10 protein-coding genes are annotated in these 20,315 nt (G+C 51.9%); 2 read left to right on the plus strand and 8 right to left on the minus strand.

The features are described from left to right. Nucleotides 1–101: 101 nt before the first annotated feature. From alr to solA, 4 genes are all read right to left on the minus strand, one after another. Complete coding sequence (gene alr / locus K0T92_RS16990) at nucleotides 102–1,277, minus strand: alanine racemase (RefSeq protein WP_219873754.1); 1,176 nt, start codon at nucleotides 1,275–1,277, stop codon at nucleotides 102–104. Nucleotides 1,278–1,395: 118 nt separating this feature from the next. Next, nucleotides 1,396–2,685, minus strand: coding sequence for a DUF4367 domain-containing protein (locus tag K0T92_RS16995; RefSeq protein ID WP_219873670.1), 1,290 nt, complete (start codon nucleotides 2,683–2,685; stop codon nucleotides 1,396–1,398). 224 nt (nucleotides 2,686–2,909) lie between these two features. Further along, nucleotides 2,910–4,403 carry an MDR family MFS transporter gene (locus K0T92_RS17000; RefSeq protein WP_343223731.1) on the minus strand — a complete coding sequence of 498 codons (1,494 nt, stop codon included), beginning with the start codon at nucleotides 4,401–4,403 and terminating at the stop codon, nucleotides 2,910–2,912. Between the two features lie 137 nt (nucleotides 4,404–4,540). Continuing rightward, complete coding sequence (gene solA / locus K0T92_RS17005; protein ID WP_281423160.1) at nucleotides 4,541–5,677, minus strand: N-methyl-L-tryptophan oxidase; 1,137 nt, start codon at nucleotides 5,675–5,677, stop codon at nucleotides 4,541–4,543. A 192-nt stretch (nucleotides 5,678–5,869) separates the two neighbouring features. On the opposite strand from solA, the gene K0T92_RS17010 reads away from it, so the two are divergent. After that, entirely contained in the window at nucleotides 5,870–6,691 is an 822-nt protein-coding gene (locus tag K0T92_RS17010) for a trypsin-like peptidase domain-containing protein (protein ID WP_219873672.1), read from the plus strand. Nucleotides 6,692–6,972: 281 nt separating this feature from the next. On the opposite strand, the gene K0T92_RS17015 is transcribed toward K0T92_RS17010, so the two are convergent. After that, entirely contained in the window at nucleotides 6,973–8,298 is a 1,326-nt protein-coding gene (locus tag K0T92_RS17015) for a BclA C-terminal domain-containing protein (RefSeq protein ID WP_219873673.1), read from the minus strand. Nucleotides 8,299–8,539: 241 nt separating this feature from the next. On the opposite strand from K0T92_RS17015, the gene K0T92_RS17020 reads away from it, so the two are divergent. Continuing rightward, entirely contained in the window at nucleotides 8,540–8,848 is a 309-nt protein-coding gene (locus K0T92_RS17020) for a putative quinol monooxygenase (RefSeq protein WP_219873674.1), read from the plus strand. A 148-nt stretch (nucleotides 8,849–8,996) separates the two neighbouring features. Here K0T92_RS17020 and K0T92_RS17025 read toward each other — a convergent pair whose 3' ends face one another. The 3 genes from K0T92_RS17025 to K0T92_RS17035 all read right to left on the minus strand — a co-directional run bounded on the left by K0T92_RS17025 (nucleotide 8,997) and on the right by K0T92_RS17035 (nucleotide 20,027). Next, nucleotides 8,997–17,741, minus strand: a complete 8,745-nt coding sequence (locus tag K0T92_RS17025; protein ID WP_219873675.1) for an S-layer homology domain-containing protein — start codon at nucleotides 17,739–17,741, stop codon at nucleotides 8,997–8,999. 598 nt (nucleotides 17,742–18,339) lie between these two features. Next, nucleotides 18,340–19,557 (minus strand): MFS transporter, encoded by a 1,218-nt coding sequence (locus K0T92_RS17030; RefSeq protein WP_219873676.1) that lies wholly within the window; start codon nucleotides 19,555–19,557, stop codon nucleotides 18,340–18,342. Between the two features lie 11 nt (nucleotides 19,558–19,568). After that, the gene (locus K0T92_RS17035) at nucleotides 19,569–20,027 is read right to left on the minus strand and encodes a MarR family winged helix-turn-helix transcriptional regulator (protein ID WP_343223732.1); all 459 of its coding nucleotides are present in this window, start codon (nucleotides 20,025–20,027) and stop codon (nucleotides 19,569–19,571) included. Nucleotides 20,028–20,315: the final 288 nt, after the last annotated feature.

Genomic DNA, 20,315 nt, shown 5'->3' on the forward strand with positions numbered 1-20,315 from the left:
ATAGCTGCAGTGTATACGATATACCCAGCTTCTACAGTATTCGAGATGCAACCGTGAAATCCTCTTCCCGTCCCGATAAAAACATTTGCCAATTGATTCCATCAAGAGAGCGGATTAGTAACGGCAACAACCTCTCCATCCCTCACATAGACCCGGGGTACACGCGCAGCCAGCATACAAGTAACCTCGTAATTAATCGTCCCGAGCTCTACGGCTACTTCATCGGCTGTAATGGCCGCATCCCCCTGCGAACCAATGAGCACAACCTCTTCGCCCGCTTCGACAGGATCGCCAGTCCCGGCAGCTCCATCCAGTGCAATCATGCACTGATCCATACAAATCGTTCCAAGCACTGGCACCCGCACACCGCGGACAAGCGCTTTCGCCTTGCCTGTCAGCATTCTGCTGAACCCGTCAGCATATCCGATCGGCAGTGTTCCGATGCGTTCTTCACCGCTTGTAAAGTATTTGGTGCCATAGCTGATTCCCCATCCCGGCGGAGCTTGCTTCACCATAACGATCTTTGTCTTCAAAGTAAGCACGGGTTCCAAAGGGACCCGCTGCCGATTCACCTCTGCGGAAGGCATTAGTCCATACATGCTGATGCCAAGACGCAGCATCCCGCCAGCCCATTCCGGTGTATCGATTCCTGCCGCACTGTTCGCTGCATGTATGATAGGAATGTCGATTCCGTTCTTCTGCAGCTCATGGACAACGGATGCAAACCGCTCATACTGCTGCTTTGTGTAGCCTTTGTCCGTCTCGTCTGCACGGGCATAGTGAGTGAACAGGCCTTCCACATACAAGCCGGGCTCCCTCATCGCACGTTCGATAAAAGACTGTGCAGCCTCTCCGGGAAACAAGCCGAGACGCCCCATGCCTGTATCGATCTTGACATGAACGTGCAGCCGCTTGCCGCTGGGCGGCAGTGCGGCTGCAGCTTCCAATGTGTCTTCTCTGAACAATGCAATCGCTATTTGCAATTCCCGTGCAATGGAGAGTCCCTCAGGCGGCACATAGCCAAGCACCAGAATCGGTATCGTTACACCAGCCTTGCGCAGCTGAAGTGCTTCATCAAGAAATGCAACACCTAGAAAATCAACGCCGCAAGCTTCTGCTTCCAAAGCTGTCTCAACGGCCCCATGTCCATAAGCGTTCGCCTTCACAGAAGCCATCAAGCGGGTACCCTGCGGCATAGCTTCGCGGAAGGCTTGCAGATTCCGTCTAAGTGCATCCAATGAAATTTCTGCTATTGTAGGGCGATAGTATAAGTCCACCATTTCCACCTTCTCCTCTAAACCCATAGCCTTTATGTTAACCGTTACGGCTTCTGGCTGTCAATGAATCTGAGGAGGGCAGCACCCTTTTTGACACTGGAAAATGTTGCGGCGATATCTACTTGCTCATCTCGCCCTGGACCGATTGCGCGACCTTCATCATCTCCGATTCCGGCAGCGTTCCACTCGTTAAACGATACTCGATCCCATCATTGGTCCACGTGAGCGTCTTCTGCTCTTCGCCGCTGATCTGGCCTACTGTGAAGCCCAGATCCACCATCGTACCCGGGAGCATGGAAGCCGCTACATCATTAGGCTGCGTTTGAATCAATGTGTAATCGTAGGTTCCTGTATAACGGATCATGACGGCCGGATTATTGCCGAATTTAATATCCTGCATATCCTTGAAGGCGACACCCTCCGGCAGGTACGACGGTTCCATCGCGGTGAATGGCTGACCAGCTTGGCTGGCTTTCGCATCGCTCGGTGTACCGGATTGCACCCCGTTCTCCTCTACAGGCGTCATGGACTCCTGTGCCTCTTCATCCCCGGCAGTGTTGCTCTGGCTGGCATTAGCATCAGTGTCGCTATCCGTGGATTCAGCAGCCCCATCCTCGCCCGGCACCGTGTCCACACTGTCGTCCGGATGGGAGCCTACATTCGAGTCATCCTCTTCCACATTGGAATCGTCGGCTCCCGGTATTGTTGCCGATTCATTCTCTGTGCCGCTGCCCAGCTCATCTTCAGGCTCAGCCATTGTCGGCTGTTCACCGCTGCCGCCCATATTGCGCTGTGTATCGAACACACTTTTGTCGAGCTTGGAATCAAATTCAAAGCTGTCGAATTTCACTTCAACCATGACCGTTGAATTCGTATCGCTCACTTCGACCTGGCGCGGCGCGTAATCGGATTTGTTCAGCCAGATTTTCTGCCTTGCAAGCGAGCCATTCTGGTAGTTGGCCATAACGTCGAACACATAAGCGTCCTTGTCAGCTGCGAACTGGCGCGAACTGTCCAGCAGTATGCTCTGGATGAGCGTCTGATACAGATACACCTGTCCTTGATTTGCCGGCCAGTCGCTCTGGAAGCGGAATACTTTGTTAAGGCGCGGGGTTAGTACAAAGACCCCTTCGTCATTGCGCAGCACGATCTGCGTGATATCCTTCTTTGCATTCGTCAAGGCAATACGGTAATACTGCGGCTTCTGATAGGACACATCAACTTGATACTCCAGCGGCTGCTGTCCGGTATGAAGGATCATCGTGCCTTTGCCATGATAGCTCTCCATGTTGGTAACTACTTTGTCCAGTTCCTTGACGACCGACTCCGCATCCTTGGTTCCGCATCCGGCGAGCAATGCCGCAACGCACAGCAAAATAGCCGCAACCCAACTGATTCGACGAAACATGAGATCCACCCCTCATCACAATGTTTTAAACGTAGCCGTCCACCGAGTCAGACGACCTGACCGTCTAGGCTTGACTGCTGCTAACATGTCTATGAGGGGTCTTGGACATTTATGCGGACTGGTTTGACAAGCCAGGGGCATCGCTCATTCGAACGATTGCCCCTGGCTTGCACGACCGCACCCGTCGCGGATCTTATTTATTCAAATTCTATAACCATTCCTTACTAATGTGCGGATACCCGCTTGCCTTCCATCCCAGGCTCTGCTTCCGGCGGAACTGCCCGTTTCAGCATAAACGAAACCACCCATGCGGCCGCAACCAGGCCGAATGCAAGCAGGAATGCGCTTTTCATCCCGGCAATGAGTGAAAGTATTTTTAGAAGGGATGCTTCATAGTTGCCTTGCTCATTCTCCAGGAATCTACTGGAGCCATTCGTCATAATCGCTACAAGCAGCGCAGTTCCAATCGCGCCCGACACCTGTTGAAGCGTGCTGATAATGGCCGTGCCATGCGCGTATAGCTGTGGAGGAAGCTCGTTCAGCGCATTGGTCATAACCGGCATCATAATCATGGAAATGCCCAGCATCAGCAGCGTGTTCAGAATCATAATCATGCTGTAGGATGTGTCCATCGTAATATATGCAAATTGCCATAGCGTGTTGGCCATGAGCGCCAGGCCGATAACAGCCAGCCATTTGGCCCCAAATTTATCAAATAACCGGCCCGTGATAGGCGACATAATCCCCATCACGATGCCCCCAGGCAGCATAACAAGACCTGCTTTGAGCGGGGTGTAGCCCAGCGCGTTCTGCAGAAAGATCGGCAGCAGCATCATAGCGGAGAACATCGCCATCATGACGACCATCATAATAATCGTCGACAATCTGAATACACGAAATGCAAATGTTCTGAGATCCAGCAGCGGCTCGGGAATCGATAATTGTCTCCATGTGAACAGCACCAGGGAAACAACGCCAACTGCCATCGGTATGAGCACCATTCCGCTGGACCATCCTCCATGCCCTTCCCCTGCACTACTGAAGCCGTATACGATTCCTCCGAATCCGCAGGTCGATAGTAGAAGGGATAGAAGATCGATTCTCGGCTTCGTCGTTTCTGTCACATTCTTGAGCTTCACAACAGCAAAGCCGATGACAAACAGCGCAACCGGCAGCACGCTGAAGAAGAGAACCCGCCAGCTGAAATGCTCCACAATAATTCCGGATAGTGTAGGGCCGATAGCGGGTGCGAATGTAATTACAATACCGATTGTCCCCATTGCCGAGCCCCGGTTCTGTATCGGAACCATGGCGAATACGACATTGGTGAGCAGCGGAAACAGCAGCCCCGTACCAGCGGCTTGAAGCACTCTTCCGATTAGAAGCGCTGCGAAGCCAGGGGCGATAGCAGCTATAAAGGTACCGACTGTAAACAGCCCCATTGCCGTCAGAAACAAGCTTCTGGTGCTGAAACGCTGGATCAGAAATGCTGTAACCGGTATAAGCACGCCAATAACGAGCAGATATCCGGTTGTCAGCCATTGAGCCGTTGCCGGGGATATGCCGATGTCCGCCATAATTTTGGACAGGGCGACATTTAGGAGTGTCTCATTCAGAATAGCGACGAACACACCCAGAATCATCACCATAATAACTACAAAATTTCCTTTGCTCCCGAAAGTCCCACCCTTGGGATGGGATTCATGATCAGTTTTCACGCGTTCTTGCTCCTCTCTTATTAACGCCACATGCCGTAGTGCATAGATTGGCATATCTTAGACACTGCTTATTTTAGCACAAAATAATAGAAAACATTTCTTCTCGATTGCTGCATGTTCCGTCAAGGCGGCGCTGCTCATTTATGGAGTAACCGATTCAACGCAAAAAGACTCCAATCATGCCCCGTATCCTTGCGCTCGACACGATCCCCCAATATCTCGCCCACAACACTCGCGAATTTGAAGCCGTGCCCGGAAAACCCGCCTGCCAGCAGCACATTCTCATGCTCGGGATGCGTGTCAATAATGAAATGCTCATCCGGTGTAAGCTCGTATTTGCATACTGCACTTCGCAGCAGCTTGCCACCCGCTCCGGGGACAAACGACTCAAGCGCCCGGCGCAGATCCTCCTCGTCCTCGGGATAGGTGCCGAAAGGGGCGAGAGGCTCACCAGGACGCCATTCTACACCCCCATCATGCCTGCCAATCTTCAGCCCTGCTCCCTCAATGCTCGGAAAGCCGTAATATCCGCCCTCCGCTCCTCCCCATATAAAACCGGGAAATACACCAGCACCATAAACGGATGAATCGGCCTCGAACCACCCCACCACTTTGCGCACCGCCCGGATCGGCAGCGACACTTTCGGCTCCAGCAAGCTAAACCAGGCGCCTACAGTTACGATGACCTGTCCTGCGGCAAACGAAGCATCTCTGGTTCGTACCGTAACACCCGACTTATCTGCCGTTATGCCGGTAACGAAGCTATCTGCCAGCAGCTCCGCGCCAGCTTTAATCGCCAGCCCCCTGTAGGCGGCTATGCATCTCTCGCTGTATAGGTAGCCCGCATCAGGCTCGTACATGCCTTGAAAGAAATCCGGCAATTGAATGCCCGGATAACGGCTGTTGATGTCTGCAGCCGAGAGCTGCTCCACCCTCACGCCAAGCGCCCGCGCTTCCTCAATCCGGCTCTCGTAATTGTAAAAGGCGGGATCCGCCATATTCAGCACACCGGAACGTTCCAGAAGCTTCATGCCGCTCAAATGCTCCAATTCACGCCAGCGTTCATCGGCTCTAATCGCCATTCGAATATAGGTTTCGCCTCCGCTATACGCATGCCGGATCAGCCGTGGCTCGCCATGATGGCTGCCCATCGTATGCGGCGGATCGAAAGCATCGATCAGCAGAGTTTTATAGCCGCGGGACGCCAGCTCATAGCCTGCGCTCATCCCCATGGAGCCAGCTCCAACAACAATGACATCATAAGTTTTGCGCAATGGCTCATTCTCCTCCTTGCATATATAAGAGTCCTCTTTCAGAGATATAGTCCGGTATAGAGCGGCATAAACGAACTTTTTCTAAATTCAGGGTAATTATTCAATTATAGCATGCCAACGGCACATAAATAGGGTGCAAAAATGTAACGTTTAATTTACAATGGAACGATCTTACTATTAAGGAGATTTCAAGTGAAGAAGAAGCTATTAATCGGTATTTTTGCCCTCATGCTGATGTCCGGAACTGCTTATGCGGCTAGTGCGATCAACGGCCTGTACAAAGGTCGGGAGATTGTCAAAGTGAAGGTTAATGGGAAAGAGGTTCAATCCAAGGTTCCCGGTCAACTAATCAATGGCACGACGATGCTTCCCCTCAGAGCCGTAGCAGAAGCCTTAGGAGCTCAAGTGAATTGGGATGATTCGAAGCAGATTGCGAGTATCGTACCCGCTAAGCCAGCACAAGAGCTTACATTAGCTCAGCTCAACAAGATCGGAAAAGACGTAGGATTGGTTCGTGTAGTAGATATGCAGGGCAGACAGGCTGGTACAGGTTCCGCATTCATCACCCAAGAATATTTGGTTACGAACTGGCATCTGATAGAAGACGGCGCGACATCAAGAATTCATGTTGATTTGGGGAGGATGGTCTACCTGTACTTTGATAAATCGGAAGCAGTATTCATTAATAAGAAAGCCGATTTGGCAGCCTTTAAATTACCCGGTTTCACTGGATTGAAGTTAAATACAAACAAGCCGAAAAAGGGTGATATAGTGTATGCATTGGGGTATCCGGGCACAAAATTCACTTTAAGCGAAGGAAATGTATTAGCAATCAACGGAAATAATATCACACATGATGCCGCTATTGACCACGGCTCTTCCGGCGGAGTGTTAATTGATAGCAGCGGTAATGTGATAGGCATTACTGACGGTGGCGACAGTGCTACCGGGCGCAATAACGCTATTCAAGCCAAACTCATACAAGATGAAATAAATAAGCTGAAAGAAGAATAGAGCTGAGGCGGCGAGGAGCCGCCCCGCGAAATCCGATTAAGCCAGCGTCCGCAGCACATCGTTAATTTCGATGCCGAGGTATAATTCAGCTCCCTGAGCGCTGCATATGCAGCAGCCACTGCGACTATGATATCATTCTTACGATCATACAATAGGGAATGCAAAAAAACTCCGAGACCGCTAGTATAGCAGTTTCGGAGTTTCTTGCTTTGCCCGGAAGGATGATCTCTGTGCTTGTCTCATGAGGGTTCGAGCATCCAGCTCCATACCTCCTGAATCGGCTAGCCGACCTTCATAATCGTGACTGCAGCGCCTTGACCCGACTGCAGAACAGCTGCGCCCAATAAGCCGAACAGCTGCAGATTAACTGTACTTCCCGCTGTAAGGTCTACAATAACGCTGGCACTGAACTGTGACTGACTCGACATAGGCAATATTTGACTTGCAGAATAAGGCGCGCCATTAATAACTAATCCCGTATTAACCAGTAATCCCGCAGTCGTATTGACGGAGTAGGAAATATAATATTTTCCTGCCTCCGTTATCGTAATGGTGTCATTGCTCCCATTAATTGTGAAAGCTGCCGGGTCCAGATTTTGACCATTAGAGAGCGGGATATTGGTTCCACCCAACACAACTGCAATTATTCCGCCAGAGTTGCTTGCAAAGGCTGAAGGAATACCTGACGATCCGGCTGGGCCTTGAGGACCTTGGGGGCCTATTGGTCCCGCAGGACCTTGCGCGCCTGCTGGTCCAGGTGTTCCCATCAGACCTGGTGTTCCCGCCGGGCCTTGTGGCCCCATAGCGCCTGGTGCACCCGCCGGACCTGCCGGACCTTGCGGTCCCGCTGGGCCTTGTGCGCCTGCTGAGCCCGTTGCTCCAGCCGGGCCTTCAGCTCCCTGCGATCCCGTATCGCCTTTGGGACCGGCAGCTCCTGTATCTCCCTTGGAGCCTTGCGAGCCAGACGAACCTGATGCACCCTGAGCACCGGTATCGCCCTTGTCGCCTTTAGGCCCCTGAGCTCCGGTATCACCTTTATCGCCCTTCGGACCTTGCGGCCCCGGTTCACCTTGAGCTGCAGCTTTCTTCTTGATATCTACTTTCTTGGCTGCAGTGTCCCAAGTGATATCGAGTCCCAACGCTTGGGAAATGCCTCTAATCGGCAAATAGACAGCATCATTAAATAGGATCGATTGAATCGTCTTTCCCGATCCATCTACTAAATTGGATTTCTTGCCGTCGATATAAATATCTCCGCCTGCCGTACCCTGAATTTTCGAACCGGCCGTTGAATTACCGTTTACTTCTTGCGATCTATCAGCAACGGCTGCTCCTGATCCCGTCGTTATATACACCGCTTTCTCAGCCGGCTTCCACTCCACCTGCAAACCAAACAACCCGGATACTTCCCTAAGCGGCAAATAAATCGTGCCGTTCACCGTCACAGGATCAGAGTTAAGCTGGAGTATCTCCCCGTTCATATAGATTGGTGTGCTGCTGATTATACCGGATTTGCCACCCTCCTGTGCCGCCCAGGCCGAGGATGCCAACACCGTCGATGCAATAAGTACCGCCGCAGTAATTCCACTACATTTACGCAAAAACAAATATAACGCCTCCCAAATAATAGATTTTGTGCTTATAATTCGAGAAATTATCCCAAAAAACCTCTGTAATATTCTGGGTGACTATTAAAAATTCCAACCAAATAAAAAATTCATCGCTTACACATAAGGTCTTCCCCTTCGAATGAGAATGTTCTGAATATTATTTACATACGTTGACCTGTTCTGTCAGTGAAGTTTGTGTATACTAAATTAACCATTCAGTATAGGAGGTAAACAAAAAATGAATAAATTTGCTGTATCCGTCAAATTCACCGCTCAGGATGGCAAATGTGACGAACTGGCACAAATTCTGCTCGAAGCTGCGGAAATGACGAAGGAGGTGGAAGGTTGCGATTTATATATCGTTCATCTTGCAGAGAATGAAGCAGATACTATATGGGTGAACGAGATTTGGCGGAATGAAGAGGCCCACGCAGCATCACTTGAATTGGAAAGTACAATCATGATGATCCAGCGCGCAAAACCTCTTATCGCTGGCGTTGAGCAGATTCGGCTTATACCTGTGGGCGGCAAGGGCTTCATTAAATAATAGCGAGACTTCCGATAAGCTCCTTAATCCATAACCGACAACGACAAAGAAGACCAACCGGAGATTTCCGATTGGTCTTTTCATTCGAAAGAGCCGCCTCATCAAATAGCTATAGGCCATCCCCCCACATACTGCAACATAATTTCCGCTAGTTGATATATTTCACGTATTGCAAAAATCTCCGTACGACTGCAGCCGCTTGTTCGCGGGTCGTTTGGTGCTGAGGCTGGAAGGAGCCGTTGGAATCCCCCTTCATAATGCCCTCACTTACCAATTTAGTTACTGCTTGCCCAGCATAGCCGCTTATCTTCTCTCTATCCGCAAACTGTGCCAGCACATCTTCAGCAGCTGCAGGATCTTCATCTGGCCCGCTGACTTTCATTTGGACCATCAGCCTCGAAATCATGGCGGCCATTTCTTCCCGAGTGATGCTTTTATTCGGTTGGAACGTTCCGTCCTCATAACCGGTTACAATTCCAAGATCAAATGCCGCTTCAACGTAAGAGGCATACCAAGCATTCGCGGATACATCACTGAACAGCGGCACGTTGCCCTCTGCCAATTTTACACCCGTTAATCTGACGAGCAGCGTTGCAAATTCGGCTCTTGTAATGGGAGCCTGAGGATCAAACAGATTCGCTGTTTTTCCTTGAACGATCAGCTTGGAAGCCAGCACTTCAATATCCTGCTGCGACCATCTGTTGCGAATATCATCGAACGTTTTTTCATACTTCGCCAGCCCGTAGATCCCGCCTGCAAACATCATCAATTGGCCGGATTCTTTGCCGGTTTGGAGATAGGGAGCAAATGCCAGTTTTCCATTCGGCAGATAGACAACACCCGTTACTTTATTCGCATTGTTGATCGGTACAGTCAGCTCGATGGCTGATTTTCCAAAATCAACAAAATCGACCGGTATGCTGCTCGCATTTGAACCCGTGTTTACCGCGATAGTGAATGCAGAGAAATCCGCAAGAATTTCGAGCCCTTGCTGCTGGGCCAATCGTATCAATCGGCTTTTTTCCTCCCCATTTAACATCCGGGAAGTAAAGACAATTGAAGAATCGGAAGGCAGAGATGCTTGTCCGCTGGCATCCAAGTTCAACAACTCAGATGGAACCCTGTATACCCGATCGTTAAAAGTAAAGACAAGATCGATGCCGTGCTCCTGCATATTTTTAATAGATGAGAGCGGAAGGGAGATTTGGTACTGCCCTGCCGTTTGCTCCATTTTAAAGAACAGTTCGTCCTTGCTGCCCATATTGTGCAATATTGAATTCAGCTTGTTATTCAAGCTAGTATCGTCTACCGTCGCTTTTACGATATCAAGCTCTTTATTCAGACAGCCCTTGACCAGGATGTTATTGCTATCGGCTACCACTGAACAATCGTTCTCCGGGATCGGGCCTGGAAACGGAGCAATAACTACCGGGCCGATGGGACCGCCACCTCCGGGGTTGCCATTCGTGCCGGACGCCGTCGTTACAGTCACAATATTAGACGCCCCTGCGTTCGCTCCTCCAGCAATTACGAGCCGGAACAAATAACTAGTACTGGCATTCAACCCCGTTGCCGTTGCGCTTGTGTCACTTGCTGAAATTGGGCTTGCTGTCGCTGCTGCGCTCCACGTCACTCCTCCATCGAGCGACAGTTCAATCCCTGCTGATGCTGCTCCGCTGGCTATGCTCCAGTTAAAGCTCGCTGTCGCTGCCGTTTTTCCAGTTGATGTGAAGTCACTTATTGCTACAGGACCAGGGATTGGGATCGTTGGAGTCGTTACCGACACCGTGTTCGAGATACCCGCGTTCGCTCCTCCTGTTGCGATTATGCGGAACATGTAGCTCGTATTTGCGCTCAAGCCCGTTACTGTTGTGGTCGTGTCACTTGCCGTGATTGGGCTCGCTGGCGCTGACGCGCTCCATGTCGCTCCACCATCAGTGGACTGTTCAATTGCCAGCGCTGTTGCCCCGCTTGCTGCGCTCCAACTGAAGCTCGCTGTCGTCGGCGTTTGACCCGTTGATGTGAAGTCACTTATTGCCACAGAACCAGGGATTGGAGTCATTGAAGTCGTTACCGACACCATGTTCGAGATACCCGCGTTCGCTCCTCCTGTTGCGGTTATGCGGAACATGTAGCTCGTATTTGCGCTCAAGCCCGTTACTGTTGTGGTCGTGTCGCTTGCCGTGATTGGGCTCGCTGGCGCTGCCGCGCTCCATGTCGTTCCACCATCGGTGGACTGTTCAATTGCCAGCGCTGTTGCCCCGCTTGCTGCGCTCCAACTGAAGCTCGCTGTTGTCGGCGTTTGGCCAGTTGATGTGAAGTCACTTATTGCTACAGGACCAGGGATTGGGATCGTTGGAGTCGTTACCGACACCGTGTTCGAGATACCCGCGTTTGCTCCTCCTGTTGCGATTATGCGGAACATGTAGCTGGTATTTGCGCTCAAGCCTGTTATTGTTGTGGTCGTGTCGCTTGCCGTGATTGGGCTCGCTGACGCTGCCGCGCTCCATGTCGCTCCACCATCGGTGGACAGTTCAATTGCCAGCGCTGTTGCCCCGCTTGCTGCGCTCCAACTGAAGCTCGCTGTCGTCGGCGTTTGACCAGTTGATGTGAAGTCACTTATTGCTACAGGACCAGGGATTGGAGTCGTTGGAGTCGTTACCGACACCGTGTTCGAGATACCCGCGTTCGCTCCTCCTGTTGCGGTTATGCGGAACATGTAGCTGGTATTTGCGCTCAAGCCTGTTATTGTTGTGGTCGTGTCGCTTGCCGTGATTGGGCTCGCTGACGCTGCCGCGCTCCATGTCGCTCCACCATCGGTGGACTGTTCAATTGCCAGCGCTGTTGCCCCGCTTGCTGCGCTCCAACTGAAGCTCGCTGTCGTCGGCGTTTGACCCGTTGATGTGAAGTCACTTATTGCTACAGGACCAGGGATTGGGATCGTTGGAGTCGTTACCGACACCGTGTTCGAGATACCCGCGTTCGCTCCTCCTGTTGCGGTTATGCGGAACATGTAGCTCGTATTCGCACTCAGGCCTGTCACTGTCGCACTCGTATCACTTCCACCAAGTGCACCTGATGTCGTCGACGTACTCCACGTCGTTCCTCCATCGGTCGACTGCTCAATTGCCAGCGACGTGGCTCCACTTACTGCACTCCAGCCAAAGTCCGCTGTCGTCGATGTCTTTCCCGTCGTTGCAAAGTCGCTTACTGGAACCGACAACGTCGTCACCGCTACCGCATTCGAATTTCCCGCATTCGCTCCGCCAGTGATGACCAAACGGAACGAATAGCTCGTATTCGCACTTAAACCTGTCACCGTTGCACTCGTATCACTTCCACCAAGTACACCCGATGTCGTCGCTGCACTCCACGTTGTCCCTCCATCGGTCGACTGCTCGATCGCCAGCAACGAGGCTCCACTTACTGCACTCCAACCAAAATCCGCTGTCGCCGATGTCTTTCCCGCCGTTGCAAAATCACTCACCGGGACGGACAGCGTCGTCACCGCTACCGCATTCGAGTTCCCCGCATTCGCTCCGCCTGTTACGACCAAACGGAACGAATAGCTCGTATTCGCACTTAAACCTGTCACCGTTGCACTCGTATCACTTCCACCAAGTGCACCCGATGTCGTCGCTGCACTCCACGTTGTCCCTCCATCGGTCGACTGCTCAATCGCCAGCGACGTGGCTCCGCTGACTGCGCTCCAGCCAAAGTCTGCCGTCGTCGATGTCTTTCCCGTCGATGCGAAGTCGCTTACCGGAACGGACAACGTCGTCACCGCTACTGTATTCGAATTCCCTGCATTCGCTCCGCCTGTTACGACCAAGCGGAACGTATAATTTGTATTCGCACTCAGGCCCGTCACTGTCGCCGATGTTGAGCTACCTGCAAGTGCACCCGATGTCGTTGCTGCACCCCACGTCGTTCCTCCATCCGTCGACTGTTCGATTGCTAACGAAGTCGCTCCACTTACTACACTCCAGCCAAAGTCCGCTGTCGCTGACGTCTTACCCATCGATGAAAAATCACTCACTGGAACCGACAACGTCGTCACCGCTACCGTATTCGAATTCCCTGCATTCCCTCCGCCTGTTACGACCAAGCGGAACGTATAACTTGTATTCGCATTCAGGCCCGTCACTGTCGCCGATGTTGAGCTACCTGCGAGTGCACCCGATGTCGTTGCCGCACTCCACGTTGTCCCTCCATCGGTCGATTGCTCAATCGCCAGCAACGAGGCTCCACTTACTGCGCTCCAACCAAAATCCGCTGTCGTCGATGTCTTTCCCGTCGTTGCAAAGTCGCTTACTGGAACCGACAACGTCGTCACTGCTACCGCATTCGAATTTCCCGCATTCGCTCCGCCAATAACAACCAAGCGGAACGTATAACTTGTATTCGCACTCAGGCCTGTTACCGTTGCACTCGTATCACTTCCACCAAGTGCACCCGATGTCGTTGCTGCACCCCACGTCGTTCCTCCATCGGTCGACTGTTCGATTGCTAACGATGTCGCTCCACTTACTACACTCCAGCCAAAGTCCGCTGTCGCTGACGTCTTTCCCGTCGTTGCAAAGTCGCTTACTGGAACAGACAATGTCGTCACCGCTACCGCATTCGAGTTCCCCGCATTCGCTCCGCCTGTTACGACCAAACGGAACGTATAGCTCGTATTCGCATTCAGTCCTGTTACTGTTGCACTCGTATCACTTCCACCAAGTACACCCGATGTCGTTGCTGCACCCCACGTCGTTCCTCCATCGGTGGACTGCTCGATCGCCAGCGACGAGGCTCCACTTACTGCACTCCAGCCGAAGTCCGCTGTCGCTGACGTCTTACCCATCGATGAAAAGTCACTCACTGGAACAGACAGCGTCGTCACCGCTACCGTATTCGAATTCCCTGCATTCCCTCCGCCTGTTACGACCAAGCGGAACGTATAATTTGTATTCGCACTCAGGCCCGTCACTGTCGCCGATGTTGAGCTATCTACGAGTGCACCCGATGTCGTTGCCGCACTCCAAGTTGTCCCTCCATCGCTCGACTGCTCAATCGCCAGCGACGAGGCTCCGCTTACTGCACTCCAACCAAAATCTGCTGTCGTCGATGTCTTTCCCGTCGTTGCAAAATCACTCACCGGGACGGACAGCGTCGTCACCGCTACCGCATTCGAGTCCCCCGCATTCGCTCCGCCTGTTACGACCAAACGGAATGTATAGCTCGTATTCGCACTCAGGCCTGTCACCGTTGCACTCGTATCACTTCCACCAAGTACACCCGATGTCGTTGCTGCACCCCACGTCGTTCCTCCATCGGTCGACTGTTCGATTGCTAACGAAGTCGCTCCACTTACTACACTCCAGCCAAAGTCCGCTGTCGCTGACGTCTTTCCCGTCGTTGCAAAGTCGCTTACTGGAACCGACAATGTCGTCACTGCTACCGCATTCGAATTTCCCGCATTCGCTCCGCCAATAACAACCAAGCGGAACGTATAACTTGTATTCGCACTCAGGCCTGTTACCGTTGCACTCGTATCACTTCCACCAAGTGCACCCGATGTCGTTGCTGCACCCCACGTCGTTCCTCCATCGGTCGACTGTTCGATTGCTAACGATGTCGCTCCACTTACTACACTCCAGCCAAAGTCCGCTGTCGCTGACGTCTTACCCATCGATGAAAAGTCACTCACTGGAACAGACAGCGTCGTTAACGCTACCGCATTCGAATTTCCCGCATTCGCTCCGCCTGTTACGACCAAGCGGAACGAATAGCTCGTATTCGCACTTAAACCTGTCACCGTTGCACTCGTATCACTTCCACCAAGCGCACCCGATGTCGTTGCTGCACTCCACGTTGTCCCTCCATCGGTCGACTGCTCAATCGCCAGCGACGAGGCTCCACTTACTGCACTCCAGTCAAAGTCCGCTGTCGTCGATGTCTTTCCCGTCGATGCGAAGTCGCTTACTGGAACCGGCAATGTCGTCACCGCCACCGCATTCGAATTTCCCGCATTCGCTCCACCAGTGACGACTAAGCGGAAGGAATAATTTATATTCGCGCTCAGGCCCGTCACTGTCGCCGATGTTGAGCTACCTGCGAGTGCACCCGATGTCGTTGCTGCACCCCACGTTATTCCTCCATCGGTCGACTGCTCGATCACCAGCGATGAGGCTCCGCTTACTGCACTCCAACCAAAATCCGCTGTCGTCGATGTCTTTCCCGTCGTTGCAAAGTCGCTTACTGGAACCGACAATGTCGTCACTGCTACCGCATTCGAATTTCCCGCATTCGCTCCGCCAACAACAACCAAACGAAACGTATAACTTGTATTCGCACTCAGGCCCGTCACCGTTGAACCTGTATCACTTCCACCAAGCGCACCCGATGTCGTTGCTGCACTCCACGTTGTCCCTCCATCGGTCGACTGCTCAATCGCCAGTGACGAGGCTCCACTTACTACACTCCAGCCGAAGTCCGCTGTCGTCGATGTCTTGCCCGTCGATGCAAAGTCGCTCACCGGCACAGACAACGTCGTCACCGCTACCGTATTCGAGTTCCCCGCATTCGCTCCGCCTGTTACGATCAACCGGAACATATAACTCGTATTCGCACTCAATCCTGTCACTGTCGCCGATGTTGAGCTGCCACTAAGTGCACCCGATGTCGTCGCTGCACCCCACGTTGTCCCTCCATCGGTCGACTTCTCAATCGCCAGTGACGAGGCTCCACTTACTACACTCCAGCCGAAGTCCGCTGTCGTCGACGTCTTGCCCGTCGATGCAAAGTCGCTCACCGGCACAGACAACGTCGTCACCGCGACCGTATTCGAGTTCCCCGCGTTCGCTCCACTAGTGACGACCAAGCGGAACGTATAACTCGTATTCGCACTCAATCCCGTCACCGTCGCAGATGTCGAGCTCCCACCAAGCGCACCCGATGTCGTCGCCGCGCTCCACACAACGCCTCCATCACTGGACTTTTCTATCGCCAGCGATGAGGCCCCGCTTACTGCGCTCCAGCCAAAGTCCACACTCGTCGACGTCTTGCCCATCGATGCAAAGTCACTCACCGGGACGGACAACGTCGTCACCGCTACCGTATTCGAGTTCCCCGCATTCGCCCCACCAGTGACGACCAAGCGGAACGTATAACTCGTATTCGCACTCAATCCCGTCACCGTCGCCGATGTCGAGCTGCCACCAAGCGCACCCGATGTCGTTGCCGCGCTCCACACAACGCCTCCATCACTGGACTTTTCTATCGCCAGCGATGAGGCCCCGCTTACTGCGCTCCAGCCAAAGTCTGCACTCGTCGACGTCTTGCCCGTCGATGCAAAGTTACTCACCGGGACGGTCAGTGTCGTCACCGCCACCGTATTCGAGTTCCCGGCATTCGCTCCGCCCGTGACGACCAAGCGGAACGTATAACTCGTATTCGCACTCAATCCCGTCACCGTCGCCGATGTCGAGCTGCCACCAAGCGCACCCGATGTCGTCGCCGCGCTCCACACCACGCCTCCATCACTGGACTTTTCTATCGCCAGCGACGAAGCTCCGCTTACTACGCTCCAGCCAACATCTACAGTCGTTGACGTCTTCCCTGTTGAGGCGAAGCTGCTCACGGGCGTTGTCGTCGTCACAGCTGCCGTATTGGAATTGCCCGCCCTGTCTCCCCCTGTAACAACAAGCCGGAACGTATAGCTTGTTGTTGGATTAAGCCCTGTCACCGTCGCACTTGTATCCCCTGGATTTAATACGCTCGAAGTAGAAGCAGCCGTCCATGTCGTTCCGCCATTGGTCGATTTCTCAATCGCCAGCGAAGTCGCTCCCGTTGCTGCACCCCATGTAAAGCTGGCTGAATCCCCCGTTACCGCTGCAGATGTGAAATTGTTTACGGGCACTGGTGATATAGTCGTCACATTCACAATAGCCGAGCCGCCCGCATTCGCTCCTCCCGTTACCGCTAATCGGAACTTATACGACGTATTCGGTGTCAGCCCCGTAACCGTCGCCGATGTCGAGCTGGCAGACAATGCACTTGCTGTCGTCGAGTCCGTCCAGGTTGAACCCCCATTGGTTGACTGCTGAATCTTGACATTCGTCGCACCGGCTGAGGCCTTGAATGTAAAATTGCTCGTTGTCGCGTTCACCGCTGAAGCAGCAAACGTGTAGTCAACCACCTGCTTCCTCGATGAAGAGCTGGAGCTGAGATCAAACTCATAAAAAGTAGTAAAATCAGGATCATACATATTAGCCGTAATAGAGTTGCTGGGAACAGAAGCCCAGGTCCACTCACTGCCCGACTGTTCGTCCAGCATAAACATCAATAGCTGCAAAGTGAGAGGATTGCCGAGATCACTTCGTTTAATTTTATATTCAATGAATGTTCCATTGTGGTTCATCGTGGTGCTGTCTGCTGCCCATGCCGCGCTCCAAGAGGCCTGGCTCCACGTACTGCCGCTGTTCGTGGAGACGCTTCTATGATAGTCCCCCCCTGCTTTCCATTTAAAATGATACTTTGCACTAAACGGAAGCTGAGGCTGCTGCGAGAGATAAGTTTGGCCCGTCGTCGTTCCTCCCGCCCCGCCGATATACATCATCAGCCATTTCGTTGCGTCATTAGACCCTATATCAATACCCGAAAACCCAAAGTAGATATAAGTACTGTCCCATGAAAGATGCGCAAAATGCACATTTGTATTCGAAGTATCGAAATACTCAGCAGCTGTAAAATTATTCTGTCCGTCCATTACTTCCGTTCTCGAGTAGGGAGCAGCTGTCGATACGCCTGTACTGATCAACGATAGAATCGTAAGACCAACTAAACTTATATACATCTTCAATCCGAACCGGAATCGTGGTCGATCACCAACGTGCATTTCTTTCATTAAAACTCCCCCAATCTCCAACACTATCTCTATCCTAATTTGAACAATCACTACTATTATAAAGCGCTTACAAAAGGGTTACAATAACGTTTTCGACAAATTTTGCAACAATGAATCCTCACGATACTGTACGATAGCAAACTATCTCTGGATTCATCTCTATCTCGATGTATTTCCACCTAAAAATGCGCCATGCCAGGGCATATGAGAGTACAACAGCCTCTCAGCCCCGGCATAGCGCATGTTTTAGCTTTTATCCGGTTGTTCTTCAATTGAGGCAACACATGCCGCGCCCTCGCCCCGTGTAGCCGCTCCATGCTTTATCTGGATTGTATACCGTTGCTCCAGTCGGATATATGGTCGGATGTCCCATTACCTTCACTCCCCGGCTTTTAGTTACTACCGCAATCCCGCAGAAAAGGCACAAAAAAAAGCTCGCGCACTCCTCCTGAAAGAAAGAATGCGTGAGCCTTCGGTTGTCCGATCAGCCGGATATTGACTACTATTAGACCATGCCTCAACTGCATTTGCCCCGAGATAAAAATGTTTTACTAACCATAAACCTATAATTCCGACATGTCAAGTATGATTTAATTATTTAAGCAGCCAGTTCAGCTTTTCTGGCCTGTCTGGCTGAAAAGTAGCGGACACCGACATATAAGAGCAGGAACACAACCATAAATTCTGCCGCATAACGATACATCGCTGCATAGCCGGTCACTGTGGAGATCGCTCCAAGAATCAAGGCTCCGCCCGCTACACCCAGATCCGTAGAGTTGTAGAACAGACTGTTCACGGTGCCATGCTGCTCCTGCGGAACCAACCTGAGCATCCACGCTTGAAGGGTAGGCTGGATCGCACCAAAGCCAAGCCCGTACAAGAGCGCAGATACAATAAGCATCGGCAGGTCAGCCGCATACGAGAGCACCAGCAAGCTCGCAATGACACATAACGCAGCAGGAAGGAGAACGGCGCCATGCCCTCTGCTGTCGAATATTTTGCCTGAGATCGGACGGATGATAATAATCGTGACCGCATTGAACAGGAAGAACAAACCAACCTGCTCCAAATGTACCGACTCGCCATAAAGGGCAATAAAGCTCAGCAACCCGCTATAGGTAACCGATAGAATAACATTCAACAGGGCAGGGAAAAGCAGCCTTGAGCTGAAAGATGGAGTAGTGGCAGTTGATACCGCCGCAGCTCTGGCGCCCGCATTCGCCTCCTTCACCGGGATTGGTGGAATGGAGCGGGAGATGAGCATGATCGGGAATATTAGCAACACGGTTGCCGCACTGATCACAGAAAGCATGCCAAAACCTGATTGCTTCATGACATTAAGCCCGATCATCGGCCCGATGGACATCGCCAGGCTTGAGGACAGCCCGAAATACCCGATGCCCTCTCCCATTCTGGCTCGTGGAATAATCTGTGATACGAGTGTCGGTATAACCGTGCTCGCCATCCCGAAGCTGACACCGTAGCAAATCCGCATAACAAGCAATGACTCTACAGAATGGGCTATTGTATGAATGCCTGTTATCGCTGCCATTGCCGCAACCCCGACAAGCAGAATGACATTCCGGTTCAGCCTGCGCATCAACCCAGCGGTTAAGAAACGGGTCAGCATGGCAGAAACCGCGAAGACGCTAATGACAAGACTGACGCTCAAATCACTGCCGGACAGCTCGTTCTTCACATAAGAGGGAAATGCGGACAGCAGCATTTGCAAATTCAAAAATAACAAAAAAGAGCATAACGTCAAAGAAATAAAAGATAGGGTCCATAGTCTGGTTGATGGGTCATGATGCTGCATGGGTCTCTCTCCTATTCTCCGTCTGTTCGTTCACTCACATGTTGATTAATCCGGAACAGCAGCTGCAGAAGCAGCTCATATTCTTCCTCAGAGACACATTCCTTAATGATGTCGATAACCTGGCCCTCTATCGGGGTCGTTACCTGCATCAGCGACTTTCCCTTCTCTGTTATATAGACAAGGAATGAGCGCCGATCCTTCTCTCCGGCTTTCTTATAAACCAGCCCCTTGTTCTCCAACTGATCCAGTATCCGGGTTGTTGTCGGCTTGTCCTTGAAGGTGCGTTCGGCAAGCTCCTTCTGTATAAGCCCCTCCGCCTGATCGATATGATAGAGGATCGACCACTGCTCAGGCGTAATATCGTACTCCTTCAACCGGCTCTGCAGAAGACCTGATAACTTGCGGTAAGTCACTCCCATCACAAAGCCTGCCGATCGATCCAATCCACTGCCGTTTAACGTCATCATCATCTTCCTTTGTCAAAAATATGCTTGATCAAAACTCAACTTATAGTTGTCACAACAACTATATTCCAGGCAACTATGATTGTCAACCATCAATCCCAAATAATGTGAAAAGATGCCTCCAAACCACTAAAAAGTGGGATTGTAAGCATCTTTTCAAGGGGACTTACTTAGTTGGACTCTGAAATCATCAGCCAACTTTCTGGACACCTCTTCTCCAAGTGTTTAGAAGGCAGCGCGACGGAGTCAGAAGCCTGCGAATGTGCATGAATTTCGGTTACACGACGCCATAAT

Source organism: Paenibacillus oenotherae, from assembly GCF_019443105.1.
In the GTDB taxonomy this organism is placed as follows: Bacteria; Bacillota; Bacilli; order Paenibacillales; family Paenibacillaceae; genus Paenibacillus_Z; species Paenibacillus_Z oenotherae.